The organism is Lysinibacillus mangiferihumi, assembly GCF_003049665.1.
In the GTDB taxonomy this organism is placed as follows: domain Bacteria; phylum Bacillota; class Bacilli; order Bacillales_A; family Planococcaceae; genus Lysinibacillus; species Lysinibacillus mangiferihumi.
In genome coordinates this window covers 151,939-169,326 of the sequence record NZ_PYWM01000007.1, presented here as the reverse complement: position 1 = coordinate 169,326, position 17,388 = coordinate 151,939, and the positions used below count along the sequence as shown (strand labels likewise).

Genomic DNA, 17,388 nt, shown 5'->3' with positions numbered 1-17,388 from the left:
ATATCAGTGTAATGATTGGAGGAAGCAAACAATGTATCCAAACTGGATTTTGCAGCGTGCGTCTATCACACCATTACGTAGCGCTCTCACATATGAAGGACAAACTTGGACCTTTCAACAAGTAAATGAGCTATCCTTAAAACGAGCTCGACAATTAACAGCACTTGGGGTGCAGCGAGGGCATCGTATCGCTATTATGGGTCCGAGTACGCCTGCACTGGTCGTTATGATGTATGCTTGTATGCATTTGCAATGTGAAATGGTGATGCTTAATCGCAGGCTGACTCAAGCTGAAATCGCATATCAATTAGAAGATTCACAAGCAACGATTGTGCTAGTTGCAGATGAGGATGTAGAAAAATTACCGTCATCCGTACCCTATCATGAATTTACGGCAATAGAAAATGGTAAAGAGCAGTATGTTGATATTGCAAAAGAATGGTCACTCAATCAAACAACATCCATTATGTATACGTCTGGTACGACAGGCTTCCCAAAGGGGGTTCGTCAAACAGTTGGCAATCATCAGGCAAGTGCTACAGCCTCTGTTCTGAACATAGGTTTACAAGCCGATGATGTTTGGTTGTGTGCAGTGCCATTATTCCATATAAGTGGTTTTTCCATTTTAGTTCGTTCATTGTTATACGGCAATAAAGTACAACTATATGAGCATTTTAACGTAGAGGCGATCACGCAAAATATTATGGATGGTGATGTCACCCATATGTCAGTGGTCGCTGTAACATTAGAACGCATTTTAAATACACTTGAGTTAAATAAGGCGCAGGCGTCACCACGTTTTAAATTGATGCTAGCCGGTGGTGGTCCTGTACCAGTGGATTATCTAGAGCGAGCAAGTGCATTGCATTTAGCAGTAGCTCAAACATATGGTATGACAGAAACCTCGTCACAAACGGCTACATTGGCAAGTGAAGATGCCATGAAAAAGATTGGCTCAGCAGGTAAGCCATTGTTTTTTAACCAAATAAAAATTTCAGCACCCAATGCACAAGGTGAAGGGGAAATATGTATTCGAGGTCCCCACGTAACGCCTGGTTACATAGGTCGTTTTGCCGAGAAAAGCGCAACTGAGGAGGGCTGGCTTCACACGGGAGACATTGGCTATATGGATGAGGAAGGTTACTTGTTTGTAGTGGATCGTCGGGCAGATTTAATTATTTCTGGTGGTGAAAATATTTATCCAGCAGAGATTGAAAATGTGCTATTGGCACATCCAGCTATTCAAGAAGCGGGTGTATGTGGCATTGAAGATGAAACATGGGGACAAGTTCCTATAGCATTTGTTGTTTTAAAGGAAGCGGTCACGATGGAAAACTTAAAGCAATACTGTGAAAAGAAACTGGCTAAATATAAAGTTCCCAAACAAATTAAGATAATCGATACACTTCCACGTAATGGAGCAAATAAGCTACTAAGAAGAAAATTAGCAGCTTTACTTGCCAGTGAATAACTTTCAATAATGGATTTTAGCCTTTACAAATAGCATGCTAGAAGTCACTTCTAGCATGCTATTTTTTTGACTTTAAGTGCCAGTCACTCAAACAATTCTCAAACAATTGTATAAAGTATATGTGCCAGTCACTCAAACAATTTTTAGGCTTCTGTTATTGAAATTATATTTTTTTGATTAAATTAATTATTCTTTAACATAATAAATAATGGGGGGCATAAACTATTTAGTAAAGGAGTATGACTCATATGAGAAAAACTATATATAATGTTGTCATTATATTATTTGTTTTACAAATGAGTCATGTGCAAGTATTCGCAAATTACGAATCACAGGATATAGCAACAGCTAATTCAATCGAAACATTACAACGGCAAATTCAGAAAGAAGTGATGCAATTGTCTACTGAATTTGATATTCGTTACACTGGTAAAACTTCTGAAATAAAAAACGAACTTACAGAGCTTATTAAACATGCCATTTTAGATCCATATATTTTCGCCAATATTTCCAGCTTCCAATGGAAGTATGATGGCTATGCCAATAATATTGTCATCCAATTTCAATTTACTTATCATATTTCACAGGAAGAGGAGGCATTTACAGAGCAAACATTGACAACTATTGTTGCGTCTATGCATGGATTAAGCGAATTAGAAAAAATACAGGCTGCACATGATTATATCGTCTTAACAACAGAGTATTCAAAAGATAGTGTAGGAAGCCAATATTCGCCTTACACATTGCTTAGCGAAGGCAAAGGTGTCTGTCAGGCCTATGCTTTAGTGCTTTATCGAATGTTAGATATGCTAGGTTTTGAGGTGCAATATGTGCCAGGGAAAGTAGGCGAACAATTGCATGCATGGGTGTTAGTGAAATTAGATAATGAATGGTACCATATTGATGTGACATGGGATGATCCATTGCCAGATCGGAAGGGCGAGGTACGTTATAACTATTTCCTCGTATCCGATAAGCAATTAGCGCAAGATCATACATGGGATTTTGCAAGTTTTCCTTCAGCAACAAGTGAAAAATACGCAGATTGGCAAGGGAAAAGTAGGATTGAAGTTCTTACGCAACCATTAGCTAATCTTTTTACCCCTAATCGTGAGCTAGCCAATATAGAAAATAATGCGCTGCAAATGAAGCAATTAATAGAACACTCTGCTCAATTACCAAATGACTTTCAACTTAGCGACAAGCTTAATCAAATCGTTTTATATGAACAACAGGATAAAGTTGTCCTACAGAGCGCTCTTACAGTTCGTCCCGTTATTGTCAAGACAAAGATAAACGGGGATGTCAGGATAAAGAGGCTCATTCGCTTTGACAAAAATGAAAAGCGTATGCCGCAAGAAAAGTACGTCATAATAAAGGAGGTGTCCCTTATGCATTACGGGGCACCTCCTTCTTCATCTTAAACAGGTAATTCGTATCGTTGTTTTACTTGTGTTCATTTAGAGCTGTTTCTAAAGTTTGCATATTTTTTTTCATGAGAGTAAAATACGTTTCATTATTTTTTACATCATCACTTGTTAACACGCTTAAATTATGTAGGACAAGTGATTGAGCGCCAACTTCTTTTTGAATGACTTCGGCTAATTTAGATGAAACATTTTGCTCGAATAAAATATAATGAATATTTAAGTCTTTTGCTTTATCTACAATCGCTGTTAATTCCTTTTGAGACGGTTCATTTTGTGAGTTTAACCCTGCAATTGGAACTTGTGTTAAGCCATATTGACCCGCGATGTAGCCAAATGCAGCATGCGATACAAAGAATGTTTTGTTTTGCGTTGTGTCAGCCATCGCTTTATATGCAGTGTCTAAATCTTGTAGCTCTTTTACGAGCGCTTCATAATTTGCTGTAAATGTCGCTTCTTGAGCTGGCATTTTTTCAACTAATGCATTTTTAATGGATAATGCTAAATCTTGACTAATAACAGGCGACAGCCATACATGGGGATCGACACTACCGTGAAGATGATCTCCATGATCAGCCTCCTCTTCATGCGCGTGATTATCTTCCGTAGTCGCATCTTCGTGCTCGTCATGTGCGTGGTCATCTTCCGTAGCGGCAGCTTCATGCGCATGATCAGCTTCATCTTCTTCGTCATGCGAATGACCAGTGCTAACGGCTAATTTTTCATCAGGTATTTGAGATGCCGTAGCAACCATAGTGACATCTTCGTTGGCTAATGTCTTTTTCGTATTTTCTACAAAACCTTCAAGTCCTAAGCCAATATAGAAAAATAGATGCGCGTCAGCTAATTTCATCATATCCTTTTGCGTTGGCTCAAAGGTATGCTCGTTAGCACCAGGAGGATATATAGAAGATACTTCTACATAATCGCCACCAATCCGCTCCGTAAAGTAGCTTAAAGGATAGACGGTTGTGTACACAGTTAATTTATCTGTTTTCTCCGTCTGTTTCGACGATGATGATTGATCACCACAGGCAGCTGTAAATACGGCTAGTACAGCAACTAAGAAAAATAGAAATATTTTTTTCATATCATGGATACCTCTTTCAAATAGTAATGATTACGATTTGTTTTTTAACAGTATCTATAATAACGCACATCGAATAAAAGTACAAGAAAAAATGACCTTCGAAAATTATTTCTTTTTCGAAGGCCATTTTTCAGGCACAGGATCAAAGCCACCAGGATGAAGTGGTTGGCATTTTAAAATACGTGTGACGGTCAAAATTAGACCTTTAATAGCGCCATGCTTTTGAAAAGCTTCTAGACCGTAAGAAGAGCATGTTGGATAGAAGCGACACGATGGTGGCGTCATTGGTGAGATAAATTTTCTGTATAACTGAATGAGCCATATAAAGGGATATTTCATGCTTGTCCATCCTTGTGATGTGAATTATTTTGTTTTGGCTTAGCATCGATTGTTTGTGTAAAAAAATCGCCTTTTTTCTTGAGAATAACGATTACGGAAACACCAAACATTAGCATCATCATTGCAATCATAATGATGATTGGTAATGGAACACCCATTGTTTTCACTCCAAATTCTATTTGATATTGTTATTATAAGTGATATTGCTATAAAAGGGTTAAATTTGAACTACTCGTCATGCTGCTGAAAATTTTGCTTCGGTTTTTCATCGACCGTATGTTTAAAAGCATAGGCGCGATTTACACTTAGAATGGTTGCGACTGTTACTAATATCACGATAATGATTGCAACCGTGATTAGCGAGGTTAAACTCATTGTATTCACTCCGTTCTTGTTCGTTATATCTATTATAAATTAGAAGCTCTAACTTAGTTGTGAAGGAAGTTTGACATTCCAGCGAATAAAATAAGCATTTAACCACCATACTATGGAAAAAGGAGTGTTATCTATGGATCGTCAACGTGTTTATTTTTCACTTGCCCATAAAACGTATTATACAAATCCTTACGAAGGGCAATGGAATTTCGAACTTAATGTAGACCGGCAAGCATTAGATGTTTTTGAAAAAATATTTCAGCAAATGCAACTATTAGAAATTGCGAACGGTTGGCGCGCGCAATTGCCTTATTTGCAATATCATTTGGATAGAGAAAATGACGAGTTAGATTTACGTTTGAAGAAAATATATGCACTTATACATGAGTATGGGGATGATGATACAAAGCAATTTGTAGAACAACTTCCCTATTTCAATAAACGTGTCTAGCTATTGGCTAGACATTTTTTATATTTGCACAACCTGTATAACATTATGCTAGTGGAAGCGTGATAGAAAAATAATTTCTAGAAAAATAATAGCAAGTGAACTTAGTCCAACTAGCGCCATTTTTCTTTGAATAGTATTTTCAAGTGAATGTATTTTACAAACTGAACAACTTAATGCCACCCTAGATGGATTGACCATTGTCATGAACGAAGAACTAACGTTTTGAATGCAAGCAAGTATAGTAGGTGACAGACCTATGTGCGTAGCAGTTTCTGTTTGTAGTCGAATAAACATAGTATTGGACGCAGTATTACTGCCAGTTAAAAAACCACCTGTTGCGCCAATTAAAGGTGTTATGAATACAAAGTATGAACCAAATGTGTTTGCAGCAGTTACGGATAGTAGCTGAATCATCTTGGCCTCTGCCATCATGTCGGAAACCACAATATATAAAAAAGTTGTTAGCAATACAGGATAACATTTATTGATTGTTAATTTGATACTATCGAAAATTGACGCCTTATTTAAACGGAAGAGCGTACAAGTAAAGAGGCAAACAATAAAGAGAAAAAATCCAGGCGAATAAAGAAACGATAATTGGAATTGATAGGACTCAATCGTTACGGTAAGCAGGCTCGTTAAAAAATCTTTAATCGGATTAATAGTTCTTGATGCGATTAATAGAGCGATTAACAACAAATAAGGAGAAATATTTTTTAAAAAGTTATTAGAATAACATTGTTTGTTTCTATTTTGCAAAGAAATCATAATAAAAATAGCCGCCATCACCGTTAAAGAGCCCACTACTCCGGCAAGTTCTACACTGATGAAACGATTACAAAACCACACGCTTAAACCTAAAACTAATCCCATCGATAGTATCCGCCATTTTTTCTTTTGCATTGCTTCTTTTCCGACGCCTATGTATGTAACTAAGAAGGCAAAGTAGATATAAATAGGAATGCACATTAGAGCGCTTCCAACACCTAAATCCTCTAAAGGAATGTTTCCTAATGATGCACCAATAATTGTCCCCATTGCTAACGTGCCCCAAGGTATGATACATAAACTAATTAATGCTATGAAGGAAGATTGTAAGGAATTAAAACCTAGAGCCATTAAAATAGGTGCAATAACAATGACCGCTAGACCAAAGCCGCTAACGGATTCAATTAAAGGAGAGAGCCCCAAGGCCAATAATAATACTTGGTCAATCCGATTATCAGTAGAGTTGGCAATAGAAGAAGCTATTTTTTGGATGGACCCTGATTTTTCCATTAGATGATATAATAATATTCCAAAAAATAAAACATAGGTAACTGGCAATGTTATAAGAAAACTGTTAATAAAAGGTTTAGGCAGTAATGCGATGTTTAGGTGAAAAACAGGAGAAGTAGCAATCAATGTTGTAAGTAGGCAAGCAAAAATGCCAGTGAAAATAGAAGATTTCTTTAAAATAAAAATCATAAATAAAATACTAACGAGAGGGAATAGTGCTAATACGACTTTTAACATAAAACAACACTCCTATACTTCTTTAATTCACTATAGTATATTTTATTTTCACTAAAGTGTAAATATCTTATCTTGCATGAAATGATTCAAACATCTTCTAGGTTGATTGTGATTGATAATGTACAATATCATAGTAGAAGGGCTAACGAAGATAAGTTTTTAATTTAATTTAATTTCACTATAGTAAAAATAATAGTAGGCGAACAAAGTAGTGAAAGGAGCTTTATTCATGGGATTTGGAAAGCAAGTAAATGTAATGAGGAAGAAAAACAAAATGACATTACAGGAGCTTTCAGCCGCAAGTAATGTGAGTGCCTCGATGCTATCTCAAATTGAAAGAGAGGAAAAAAATCCAACGATACAAGTAGCTTGTCAAATTGCAGAAGCTTTAAATACAACACTTTCAGCTTTATTAGATCAGCAGGAAAAAAGGGAGGTTGTCGTCATAAGAAAAGATGAACGACCTATTTATGTTGATGAAAAATCTGGTTTTCAACGACATTTATTATCACCTTCCGTTCCATCACGAGGTATTGAGTTTGTGTTAAATATTATTCCACCAAACAAAGAATCAGGCATATTTCCCGCGCATAAAGCAGGCGTAAAAGAGTATATTTTTGTTAAAAGCGGAAAGTTACGAGTTGAATTGGGGCATGGTACTTTTTTTGAAGAGTTAGAAGCTGGCGATTCCTTTTTTTTTGAAGCAGATACAGCGCATAGATTTATCAATATAACGAATGACGAATGCCACTATTTTCTTGTGATTGATTCCTCACAGTACATGAAATAATAAGACGAATAACATAATGAATACATTCGTGACAATATAATACGAGGAGTTGAATGGCATGTTTTCATTTCAAGATTTGAATGGATTTCAAGTGGATTTAAGCTTTACAAGAGGTGAGTTTCAAGTTGAACCAAAGCATGTCCTTGTCTTTTTAAAACATGAACAGAAATGGCTATGTACGATTCATAAGCGTCGTGGCGTGGAAGTTCCAGGAGGGAAGGTAGAATCAGGCGAAACATTAGAGCAAGCTGCCGTTCGAGAAGTATTTGAAGAGACGGGTGTGCATGTGAAAAATCTTCAATGGTTTGCAGAATATGCTGTCCACGGCGAACTATTGTTTTGTAAAACAGTCTTCACTGCGGAATTTGTCAGTCAGGAAAAGATAGATTTTGATTTGGAAACTTCGGGTATGGTCTGGTTAACCGATGAAGAGTTTGCAAACCATCCAAATTTAAGCTTCCATATGAAAGATGAAGGCATGCAAAAAATGCTAGAGGAGCTGAAGCGCTTTGACAATCAATGGTGAAATAGTTGAAAAACGTCCATATCCTTCACCGAATCCAGCTATCCGATTAACAGAAATTACGTATCTATCCCTTGGTTTGCGTGTCAAAGGCTTGCTAGCAGAGCCTAAAGCAGAAGGTACATATGACGGTTTTTTATATTTGCGTGGAGGTATGCAAAGTATCGGCATGGTAAGACCAGCACGTGTTGCACAATTTGCAGCCCAAGGTTTTATCGTTTTTGCTCCTTATTATCGAGGGAATAGAGGGGGAGAAGGTCGTGATGAGTTTGCAGGTCAAGATCGTTTTGATGCAGTGCATGGGGTAGATGTGCTAAAACAATTTTGCAATGATCATATTCATGTGTTTGGTTTTTCACGTGGTGGTATTATGGCGCTCTGGACAGCAATTTTACGGAAGGATATTACATCCGTTGTGACTTGGGCAGGCGTTTCTGATGCAACAGCTACATACTGGGAGCGAACCGATATGCGACGTATGATGAAACGGGTCATTGGCGGGACACCTAATCGTGTACCAGAAGCCTATGATGCACGCACACCTTTATTTCAAGTCGACCAGATTACAGCCCCAGTGCTAATAATCCACGGCTATCGGGATGAAAATGTAGATATTGAGCATGCAAGGCAGTTAGCATTTTACTTAGAAGATGCCAATAAAGTGTATGAAACTTGGTACGATCAACGTTTTGCCCACCAATATCCACCTGCCCAAAATCGTGAAACGGTTCGTGCATTATGCGAATGGATGAAGAAGCAGTGAAAATTGTTTGAGTGCCTGACACTAAAAAAAGACACTAAAAAAAGGGAACGAATACATCGTTCCCTTTTTGTATGCATTATTTTAATGGACCACCAAGATTAGTGATTGCTTCAGAAACATTTGAGAATTTCTTGAAGTTGTCGTTGAATAGACCAGCAAGTTCAGCAGCTTTCACATCGTAAGCAGCTTTGTCTGACCAAGCATCACGTGGGTTCAGCACTTCTGATGGTACACCTTCAACTGCTGTAGGGATGTGTAAACCGAATACAGCATCTTGAATTGTTTCAACATTGTTTAGTTTTCCGTCGATTGCAGCACGTACCATTGAACGAGTATAAGAAAGCTTCATACGGCTACCTGTACCGTATTCGCCACCAGTCCAACCAGTGTTTACAAGGAATACTTGTGCGCCATGCTCATCGATTTTTTGACCTAACATTTCTGCATAAACAGTTGCTGGAAGTGGAAGGAATGGAGAACCGAAACATGTAGAGAATACTGGTTCTGGCTCTGTTACACCACGTTCAGTACCTGCAAGTTTAGATGTGAAACCACTTAGGAAGTGATACATTGCTTGCTCTTTTGTTAATTTACTGATTGGAGGTAAAACACCAAATGCATCAGCAGTTAAGAAGATGATTGTTTTTGGGTGACCTGCAACAGATGGATCAACGATATTTTCGATATATTGGATTGGATAAGCAACACGTGTATTTTCTGTTAATGAACCATCATCGTAGTCGCAAACACGAGTTTCAGGGTCTACAGCTACGTTCTCTAGTACAGAACCGAAGCGGATTGCGTTGTAGATTTCAGGTTCTTTTTCAGCAGAAAGGTTAATTGTTTTTGCGTAGCAACCACCTTCAATGTTAAATACGCCGTTGTCAGACCAACCATGCTCATCGTCACCGATTAATTTGCGGTCAGGATCAGCAGATAAAGTTGTTTTACCAGTACCAGATAAACCGAAGAATAATGCTACGTCACCAGCTTCCCCAACGTTTGCTGAACAGTGCATTGATAGGATGCCTTGTTGTGGTAATAGGTAGTTCATAATACCGAAAATTGATTTTTTAATTTCACCAGCATATTCAGTACCACCGATTAGGATGATTTTCTTTTCAAGTGATACAATGATGAATGTTTCAGAAGCTGTACCATCAACAGCTGGATCTGCTTTAAAGTTAGGAGCTGAAATAATTGTGAAATCAGCAACGTGAGAAGCTAATTCTTCTTCAGTTGGACGGATAAATAATTGATGGGCGAAAAGATTGTGCCAAGCATATTCATTGATTACTTGAATACTTAATTGTGAATCTTTGTCAGCACCAGCAAAACCTTTAAATACAAATAATTCGTCACGTTCTTTTAAGTATTTAACTACTTTTACATATAAGTTATCGAACACTTCAGAAGAAATTGGTTGGTTTACTTTACCCCAGTCAATTTTATCTTTTGTGCTTTCTTCTTCTACCGTATATTTATCTTTAGGTGAACGACCAGTGTATTTGCCAGTTTCTGCACGAACTGCGCCATCTACTGTTAACATTGCCTCACCACGAGATGTAGCTTTTTCAGCTAATTGTGGTACTGAAAGTTGAACGTTAATGTTCCCGCCGTTTAATAATTCCTTCAGTTCGTTTGCAATTTCTACTGAATTCATCGATTAAATACCATCCTTTTTTATAGTATTCCCTTGAGTTTGAGGGAGTTTTTCTTAATTTCAAAAATAGTATAACACAATTGCTTTAATAATCTATACTAATTCAAAAATTATTTTCGAGTTTTAAATACTTTTCAACAAAACGACATAAAATAATTGACATTGTTCTACCTTTTACGTAAGATGAGGAATTGAACGGATACTCTTATCCCGAGCTGGTGGAGGGTCAGGCCCTGTGAAACCCGGCAACCTGCATGAACTATTTCACGACATGCGTTGGTGCCAACCTGATGCAAGGGGATACCCCTTGAACGATAAGAGTGAAAGGTTACGAAGTCATTATTCCTTTCCTCATGTTAAGTACACGTGAGAAAAGGATTTTTTTTATTTTTAAAATGAATGTAAAGGTAAGTATGTGCAATTCTTTCCTTATTATAATGACGGATCTTTCGAAATCCTCATGTTAAAAGCAACAACGGCTTGAGAGTTCAATCCTTTAGGAGCGGACTTGACATGGGTAATGAGTACCGTATTAATTTCGCAAATACTATTTGTAAGAGTAATAGGAGGAAAACCAAATGACAAACCGTCGATTGTTTACATCAGAGAGTGTAACAGAAGGACATCCCGATAAAATTTGTGATCAAATCTCGGATGCTATTTTAGATGCCATTTTAACAGAAGATCCTAATGCCCGTGTAGCATGTGAAACAACGGTCACAACAGGCTTAGTATTAGTAGCTGGAGAAATTACTACTTCTACTTATGTAGATATTAAAGGCATTGTGCGTGATACAGTAGCAGAAATCGGCTATACACGAGGCAAGTATGGCTTTGATGCTGAAAACTTAGCTGTACTAGTCGCAATCGGAGAGCAATCACCTGATATTGCCCAAGGTGTAGACCAAGCATTAGAAGCGCGTGAAGGTTCAATGACAGATGCTGATATTGAAGCGATTGGTGCAGGTGACCAAGGATTAATGTTCGGTTATGCATGTAATGAAACACCTGAATTAATGCCTCTACCAATTAGTTTAGCGCATAAATTGGCTCGTCGTTTAACAGAAGTACGTAAATCAGGTGAATTAGCTTATTTACGTCCAGATGGTAAAACGCAAGTAACAATTGAGTATGATGAAAACAATGTCCCTGTTCGTGTTGATACGATTGTTATTTCAACTCAGCATGATGAAGAAGCGACACTTGAACAAATTCAAGCAGATTTAAAAGCATTAGTAATTGCTCCAGTAGTTCCTAGTGAGTTATTAGATGCACAGACTAAATACTTCATCAACCCAACTGGTCGTTTTGTTATTGGTGGTCCAAAAGGAGATGCTGGACTTACTGGTCGTAAAATCATCGTTGATACATACGGTGGTTATGCACGTCATGGTGGTGGTGCATTCTCTGGTAAGGATGCTACGAAAGTGGATCGTTCAGCAGCCTATGCAGCACGTTATGTAGCGAAAAATATTGTTGCAGCTGGTTTAGCAGAACGTGCGGAAGTACAGCTCGCTTATGCTATCGGTGTAGCTCAGCCGGTATCGATTGCCGTTGATACGTTTGGTACAGGACGAGTAAGTGAAAGTGTAATTGTAAAATGGGTTCGCGAACTATTCGATTTACGTCCAGCAGGCATCATTAAAATGCTTGATTTACGTCGTCCAATTTATAAACAAACGGCTGCATATGGTCACTTTGGCCGTACAGATTTAAATGTACCTTGGGAAAATACGGACAAGGCAGATGCACTAAGAGAAAAAGCGAGTTTATAATCTGTTTTGTCAAGAACATTCGATTTGGTAATGAACAAACGTAAATGTTTTTTTGAAAGGGGCTAGCTAGTGGCCCCTTTTTATCTTGCCTTTCGCATTTCTTCTTACTGCTATTAACTCTGAGAGTAATGCACCTTCTATTTAAATCGTGAAGGCACTAGGGCTCTTTAATCGAGTGAAAGACTTAAGCGGACTTTACGTAAGTGATTGAAAAAATTCGCTTTCTTCCCGTACGTCTAGCATACAAGATGTACTGTAGGCGGTTAGTGGAAGGAAATTTCGAATTTTTTTATAAAGAGTTGTTACGTATGCAAACACCTACAACTATAGGGACAATTCGCCCGTTTTGTTTTGTAAGCATCCATTATTTTTGAAGAGATTTGTAATATTGTCCTTTTTCCGCGTATTCTCTAACGATACGTTCCATATCTTCCTTATCTTCAGCATTTAATTCCCGTACAACTTTCGCTGGACGTCCTAATGCTAAACAATTGGGAGGTATGACTTTACCTGGAGGGACAAGACTACCCGCACCGATAAATGCACCTTCTCCTATCTCTGCCCCATCTAACACAATTGATCCCATACCAATTAAGGCATTTTTTCGAATTGTACAGCTATGTAAGGTTACTTGGTGTCCAACTGTTACTTCATCTTCGATTATTAATGGATATTTTGGACTTTGATGTAGACAACAAAGATCTTGGATGCTTACTCGTTTACCAATAATTGTAGGAGATACATCGCCTCGAATCACTGTATTAAACCATATTGTTGTCTCTGCTCCAATCGTTACGTCTCCCGTAACGGTTGCATAGTCAGCAATAAAAACCGATGGATCGATCGTAGGTGTTTTGTCTTTAAAAGGATAAATCATGCTAATCGCCTCTTTTCTTTCTTTGATGTAGTATTATCGTATCAAATACGCAATTTTATGCAAATATAATTTTATAATGGTACGAATATTTCGTTATAATTATTGTGTAACTAATTATTTAGGAGGACTATGTGAATGTGGAAATGGGAAGCTGATGGACAAGCGAAGGCTGTGATTGCTATTGTTCACGGTGCATATGAAAACCACCGTTGGTACGCATGGCTGATTGAAAAACTTAGAATGGAAGGCTTCCACGTAGTCATGGGCGATTTACCGAATCATGGGGCAAATGCGAAACTATCACGTGTCCATGATGAGGACTTTAAAGAATACAACAAGTATACTAGGCATTTAATTGAAAATGCCTTTTCATATAATTTGCCAGTATTTTTAATAGGGCATGGACTAGGAGCAACGTTAATACTGCATACCATGCATAAGAGAAAATATGAATGTGCAGGAATTGTCTTGACCTCACCCTGGTTGCAATTGAACTTACAGCCTGGAAAATTATCGAATGCATTAACGAGCTTAAGTGCTTTGACGGCCAGTGTTAAGATGACACATGATATTACTTTCGACAAGTTATCACGTAGTGTCGAAGGTCGCGATGAAATGAAGGACGAGTTTCCTTTTATGTCTGTCATCTCAGTAAAATGGTATCGTGAGTTACAACAGATGATGCGCAATTTAGTGATTATGCCGAAAGCGGAGTTTCCAAATACCCCTATGCTTATTATGACTGGAGAAAGAGATAGCATTACAGAAACTAGACAAACACGTAATTGGTTGCATCAGCAGGAGTTTGCTGAATTCCAATTTAAAGAATGGGCAAAATGCTACCATAATCTGTACCATGAAATAGAGAGAGATGAGATTTTTTTCTATATCCGTGATTTTATTAATAATGCTTTGCGTAGAATTGGCTATATAATTCGATAGAAGGTTTCCCCTCCGAAAAATATTGTTGAATAAGATGTATAGTAACTTAAAAATAATGTTGTAATTTTCAGAAAAATGTAATACTATAATATCTTAAAGAACGAATATTCATATTATGGGAGGGGTAAGATGGAAAATATTGTTAGTTTTCTGAACAGTATTTTATGGGGACCGTGGTTTATTTATGGTATTTTATTGATCGGTTTATTCTTTTCAATTATTACACGTTTCCTACAAATAAGACATATTAAGGACATGTTTATCTTAATGTTTAAAGGGGAAAAATCAGAAAAAGGAATTTCTTCTTTCCAAGCAATGTCGATTGCATTATCTGGTCGCGTTGGTACAGGTAATATTGCTGGTACAGCTACTGCCATTGCAATGGGGGGACCTGGTGCTATTTTTTGGATGTGGGCAATTGCCTTCATCGGTGCAGCGACAGCTTATGTGGAGTCAACATTAGCGCAAATATATAAAGAAGAGAAAGAAACAGAATATCGTGGTGGTCCAGCCTTTTATATTGAAAAAGGGATGGGGCAGAAGTGGTTTGCAATCATTTTTGCGGTTGCGGCGCTAATAGCGATGTTGATACTAATGCCTGGCGTTCAATCAAATGCAATAGCAGGTGCCGTTGAAAACGCTTTTGGAATGGAATCTTGGATTACAGGTATTATTATTGTTGTATTATTAGGTGCGATTATTATCGGTGGGGTTAAATCCATTGCAAATGTTGCACAAGTAGTTGTCCCATTTATGGCTTTAGCTTATATTCTAATGGCAATCGTCATTATTTTTATGAATATTTCAGAAGTACCTGCTGTATTTTCGCTAATTTTTTCGAGTGCTTTTGGTGCACAAGAAGTATTTGGGGGAATTATTGGTTCAGCAATCGCTTGGGGGGTTAAGCGTGGTATTTATTCTAACGAAGCTGGTCAAGGAACTGGACCGCATCCAGCGGCGGCAGCTGAAGTTTCACACCCTGCTAAACAAGGTATTGTGCAAGCGGCATCTGTGTACATTGATACATTATTAGTTTGTTCGGCTACAGCATTTATGATCTTATTTACAGGTATGTATAATGTTCAGAATGAGAAAGCTGCGGAAGGTACAGATCCGTTTATTTACGTTGGTGAATTCAATGAAAATGGCCTTACAGGTGAGGAGCAAATTACCTTTGCGAAAAGTATTAAAGAAGGTGCTGCGTATACACAATGGGCAGTGGAATCTTCATTGCCAGGCATTGGTTCAAGCTTCGTAGCAATCGCTTTATTCTTCTTCGCATTTACGACAATTATGGCGTACTACTATATAGCAGAGACGAATGTGGCCTATTTATTCTCAGGGAAAACCGAAAAGATTTTCATTTGGATAGCTAAAATCGCCTTTTTAATTGCAACATTTTTTGGAACGATTCGTACATCTGACCTTGCATGGGCAATGGGTGACGTTGGCTTAGGATTAATGGTATGGATTAACGTTATTGCCATTTTAATTATTATGAAACCTGCGATTCTCGCATTAAAAGATTACGAGAAACAGAAAAAAGAAGGCAAAGACCCTGTGTTTGATCCTCGTAAACTAGGAATTAAAGGTGCAGATTTCTGGGTTGATTATAATGATAAACGCAAAAATAAATAATGTATGAAGAAGAGGCTGGGACATAAGAGAAAAAGTGTTAGATTGAACCCAATCAATCTAACACTTTTTTGCTATGCCGTTGTTGTCCGCTACGGCGGTGCTTTCCGCTCAGCACCGTAAGCCGCAACCCTCGCTACGCGCGGTCTGTTACGTCTTACATTATGTGCTGTTCCCGCCGGAGTCACCACCTCCACTACCAACAACTAGTGAACACGTCTAATTTTTTAAATTGCAAAAGCAAGAATAGCTAAGGTCTCCATATAGCAAAAAATTATGAACACCTTTCGTCTGTTTCTTAAATTTTTTTAGTTATGTCCCAGCCCCTTTTCTTACGATTAGTCAATCTTATTTAAAGAATAATTTATATTTTTTATGAGTGTGAAGTGGTGAGGGACATCCCTCACCACTTCACACTCATTTTTAGATACGCCAAAAAGACCTGACGATTTTTATTTTTTTCGAAAGGTCATTATGCTATAGTTTTATATAGGTGATTACGATTTCTGAGCTGGTAGTGCGGACTCATAATCGTAAAGAATGCCACGCGTCAGTAACTGAAATGTCACTTTCAGAAACTTATTGATGCAGGCGATAATCGCAACCTTATGAGGCTTCCTCTGAGGTTGCTTTTTTAATTTGTAGTAGTAGTCCACAAAATGATTCGGTTTTCCTTTTGCCATAAGCATGGCGCACACCATAAAATATAAAATCTTCCGTAAATGTTTGTTTCCTCGTTTATTAATCCTGTCTCGATAGTGCGTATTCCCAGACTGGTACCGCATAATATCAATGCCTGCGTAAGCGTTCAGTTGTTTCGCATTTTGAAAGCGGCGAATGTCACCAATTTCTCCAATTAATCGGCACGCTGTTGAATCGCCAATCCCAGGAATCGAACGATATACAACATATTCTTTTCGACCTTCTGATAATTTTGCCATTTGTTTCACGAGCGAATTCTTCTTCTCGAGTAAATCCCCAATACGCGCTGCGTAATCACGTACTTGATCGCATCGAATATCATTCACTTTAACGGCTGGATAGCTATTTTGTGCTACTTCCAATAAAATAGTTGCTTTCGCTTCAGCTCGTACCAATGAGAGATTTTTACGTGTGTTGGCTTTTAAGCGATTTTTAATGATTGTTTTTGAATGGGCCAATAAAAGTGCAGGGTGCGGATAGAGCTGCACAATATTTAAAAATAGAGCCGAGCTCGGTGTAATGACCTTTTCTAATTCCGGAAAACTAAGGTGTAAAATCGCATGCATCCTACTTTTTAATAAAATGATTTCTTCCTCTATCTCATCGTAATAACGCGTCATGGCGCGCATCTGTTCATAATAATCATCTTGGATGTATGTATTTTCACGTTCCATTTTGAAATGGGTTTTCGCAAGTTCATGTGCATCACTAAGATCCGTTTTATTTCGACGCATTTTCGCCATTTGTAAATTCGCTTCAAGTGGATTCATACGGCAGTATGCATAACCGTAATCTTTGAAAAACGCTTCAACAGGCTTTGAATAGACGCCTGTGGCTTCAAATACGATATCTGGTGCTTGTCCATCAAGTAATTTGATGTCTTCCATTCTTTTGTGTAATCGTTCGAAATCAACCCGTGTATGGTTTAACTCGCCTTCAAATTCACATTGGCGATAGCCATCATAAATCGCAACGATACTTTTTCCTTTACTCACATCTAACGCAACAACATGTTTCATTTTAAACTTCTCCTTTTGACCAATCATAGAA

At 37.8% G+C, this 17,388-nt stretch carries 18 protein-coding genes and 1 riboswitch; of the genes, 10 read left to right on the top strand and 8 right to left on the bottom strand.

All coding sequences use genetic code 11. From position 1 onward, the window contains the following. The first annotated feature begins 31 nt into the window (after positions 1-31). The 3 genes from C9J37_RS09365 (at position 32) to C9J37_RS09360 (ending at position 2,895) form a co-directional block, all read left to right on the top strand. Positions 32-1,471 (top strand): o-succinylbenzoate--CoA ligase, encoded by a 1,440-nt coding sequence (locus C9J37_RS09365; RefSeq protein ID WP_107895112.1) that lies wholly within the window; start codon positions 32-34, stop codon positions 1,469-1,471. Positions 1,472-1,547: 76 nt separating this feature from the next. After that, the gene (locus tag C9J37_RS29635; protein WP_108030000.1) at positions 1,548-1,652 is read left to right on the top strand and encodes a hypothetical protein; all 105 of its coding nucleotides are present in this window, start codon (positions 1,548-1,550) and stop codon (positions 1,650-1,652) included. Positions 1,653-1,719: 67 nt separating this feature from the next. Next, entirely contained in the window at positions 1,720-2,895 is a 1,176-nt protein-coding gene (locus tag C9J37_RS09360; protein ID WP_107895111.1) for a transglutaminase domain-containing protein, read from the top strand. A 22-nt stretch (positions 2,896-2,917) separates the two neighbouring features. Here the strand turns inward: C9J37_RS09360 and C9J37_RS09355 are convergent, their stop codons facing one another. The 4 genes from C9J37_RS09355 to ytzI form a co-directional block, all read right to left on the bottom strand. Then, on the bottom strand, positions 2,918-3,988 hold the full coding sequence (locus tag C9J37_RS09355; RefSeq protein WP_107895110.1) for a metal ABC transporter solute-binding protein, Zn/Mn family: 1,071 nt from the start codon (positions 3,986-3,988) through the stop codon (positions 2,918-2,920). Positions 3,989-4,093: 105 nt separating this feature from the next. Then, complete coding sequence (gene yidD / locus C9J37_RS09350) at positions 4,094-4,327, bottom strand: membrane protein insertion efficiency factor YidD (protein WP_024363696.1); 234 nt, start codon at positions 4,325-4,327, stop codon at positions 4,094-4,096. Beyond that, positions 4,324-4,485 (bottom strand): hypothetical protein, encoded by a 162-nt coding sequence (locus C9J37_RS28225; RefSeq protein ID WP_162832724.1) that lies wholly within the window; start codon positions 4,483-4,485, stop codon positions 4,324-4,326. The genes yidD and C9J37_RS28225 overlap by 4 nt, the downstream gene beginning before the upstream one ends. 70 nt (positions 4,486-4,555) lie before the next feature. Beyond that, positions 4,556-4,702 carry a YtzI protein gene (gene ytzI, locus C9J37_RS09345; protein ID WP_103976058.1) on the bottom strand — a complete coding sequence of 49 codons (147 nt, stop codon included), beginning with the start codon at positions 4,700-4,702 and terminating at the stop codon, positions 4,556-4,558. 133 nt (positions 4,703-4,835) lie between these two features. Here ytzI and C9J37_RS09340 point away from each other — a divergent pair, with 133 nt between their 5' ends. Further along, positions 4,836-5,153, top strand: coding sequence for a hypothetical protein (locus tag C9J37_RS09340; protein ID WP_024363697.1), 318 nt, complete (start codon positions 4,836-4,838; stop codon positions 5,151-5,153). A 48-nt stretch (positions 5,154-5,201) separates the two neighbouring features. Here the strand turns inward: C9J37_RS09340 and C9J37_RS09335 are convergent, their stop codons facing one another. After that, positions 5,202-6,668: an L-lactate permease gene (locus C9J37_RS09335; protein ID WP_107895109.1), complete on the bottom strand. Its 1,467-nt coding sequence runs from the start codon at positions 6,666-6,668 to the stop codon at positions 5,202-5,204. 229 nt (positions 6,669-6,897) lie between these two features. Here C9J37_RS09335 and C9J37_RS09330 point away from each other — a divergent pair, with 229 nt between their 5' ends. Genes C9J37_RS09330 through C9J37_RS09320 form a run of 3 tightly spaced genes read left to right on the top strand, consistent with a single transcriptional unit; the run spans position 6,898 to position 8,744 of the window. Next, positions 6,898-7,458, top strand: a complete 561-nt coding sequence (locus C9J37_RS09330; RefSeq protein ID WP_107895108.1) for a helix-turn-helix domain-containing protein — start codon at positions 6,898-6,900, stop codon at positions 7,456-7,458. 58 nt (positions 7,459-7,516) lie between these two features. Then, complete coding sequence (locus tag C9J37_RS09325; RefSeq protein WP_107895107.1) at positions 7,517-7,984, top strand: NUDIX domain-containing protein; 468 nt, start codon at positions 7,517-7,519, stop codon at positions 7,982-7,984. Next, positions 7,968-8,744 (top strand): alpha/beta hydrolase family protein, encoded by a 777-nt coding sequence (locus C9J37_RS09320; RefSeq protein WP_107895106.1) that lies wholly within the window; start codon positions 7,968-7,970, stop codon positions 8,742-8,744. The genes C9J37_RS09325 and C9J37_RS09320 overlap by 17 nt, the downstream gene beginning before the upstream one ends. Positions 8,745-8,820: 76 nt before the next feature. Here the strand turns inward: C9J37_RS09320 and pckA are convergent, their stop codons facing one another. Beyond that, the gene (gene pckA / locus C9J37_RS09315) at positions 8,821-10,407 is read right to left on the bottom strand and encodes a phosphoenolpyruvate carboxykinase (ATP) (protein ID WP_107895105.1); all 1,587 of its coding nucleotides are present in this window, start codon (positions 10,405-10,407) and stop codon (positions 8,821-8,823) included. A gap of 202 nt (positions 10,408-10,609) precedes the next feature. Continuing rightward, a riboswitch (SAM riboswitch) is annotated at positions 10,610-10,728 on the top strand. A 257-nt stretch (positions 10,729-10,985) separates the two neighbouring features. Here pckA and metK point away from each other — a divergent pair. Next, positions 10,986-12,182, top strand: coding sequence for a methionine adenosyltransferase (metK, locus tag C9J37_RS09310; RefSeq protein ID WP_107895104.1), 1,197 nt, complete (start codon positions 10,986-10,988; stop codon positions 12,180-12,182). Positions 12,183-12,546: 364 nt separating this feature from the next. Here metK and C9J37_RS09305 read toward each other — a convergent pair whose 3' ends face one another. Further along, positions 12,547-13,059 (bottom strand): gamma carbonic anhydrase, encoded by a 513-nt coding sequence (locus C9J37_RS09305; protein WP_024363704.1) that lies wholly within the window; start codon positions 13,057-13,059, stop codon positions 12,547-12,549. Between the two features lie 135 nt (positions 13,060-13,194). On the opposite strand from C9J37_RS09305, the gene C9J37_RS09300 reads away from it, so the two are divergent. Next, complete coding sequence (locus tag C9J37_RS09300; protein WP_024363705.1) at positions 13,195-14,001, top strand: alpha/beta hydrolase; 807 nt, start codon at positions 13,195-13,197, stop codon at positions 13,999-14,001. A 129-nt stretch (positions 14,002-14,130) separates the two neighbouring features. Next, positions 14,131-15,639, top strand: coding sequence for an alanine/glycine:cation symporter family protein (locus C9J37_RS09295; RefSeq protein WP_107895103.1), 1,509 nt, complete (start codon positions 14,131-14,133; stop codon positions 15,637-15,639). Between the two features lie 494 nt (positions 15,640-16,133). Here the strand turns inward: C9J37_RS09295 and C9J37_RS09290 are convergent, their stop codons facing one another. Further along, positions 16,134-17,357 (bottom strand): IS110 family RNA-guided transposase, encoded by a 1,224-nt coding sequence (locus C9J37_RS09290; protein ID WP_167397282.1) that lies wholly within the window; start codon positions 17,355-17,357, stop codon positions 16,134-16,136. Between the last annotated feature and the right edge of the window lie 31 nt (positions 17,358-17,388).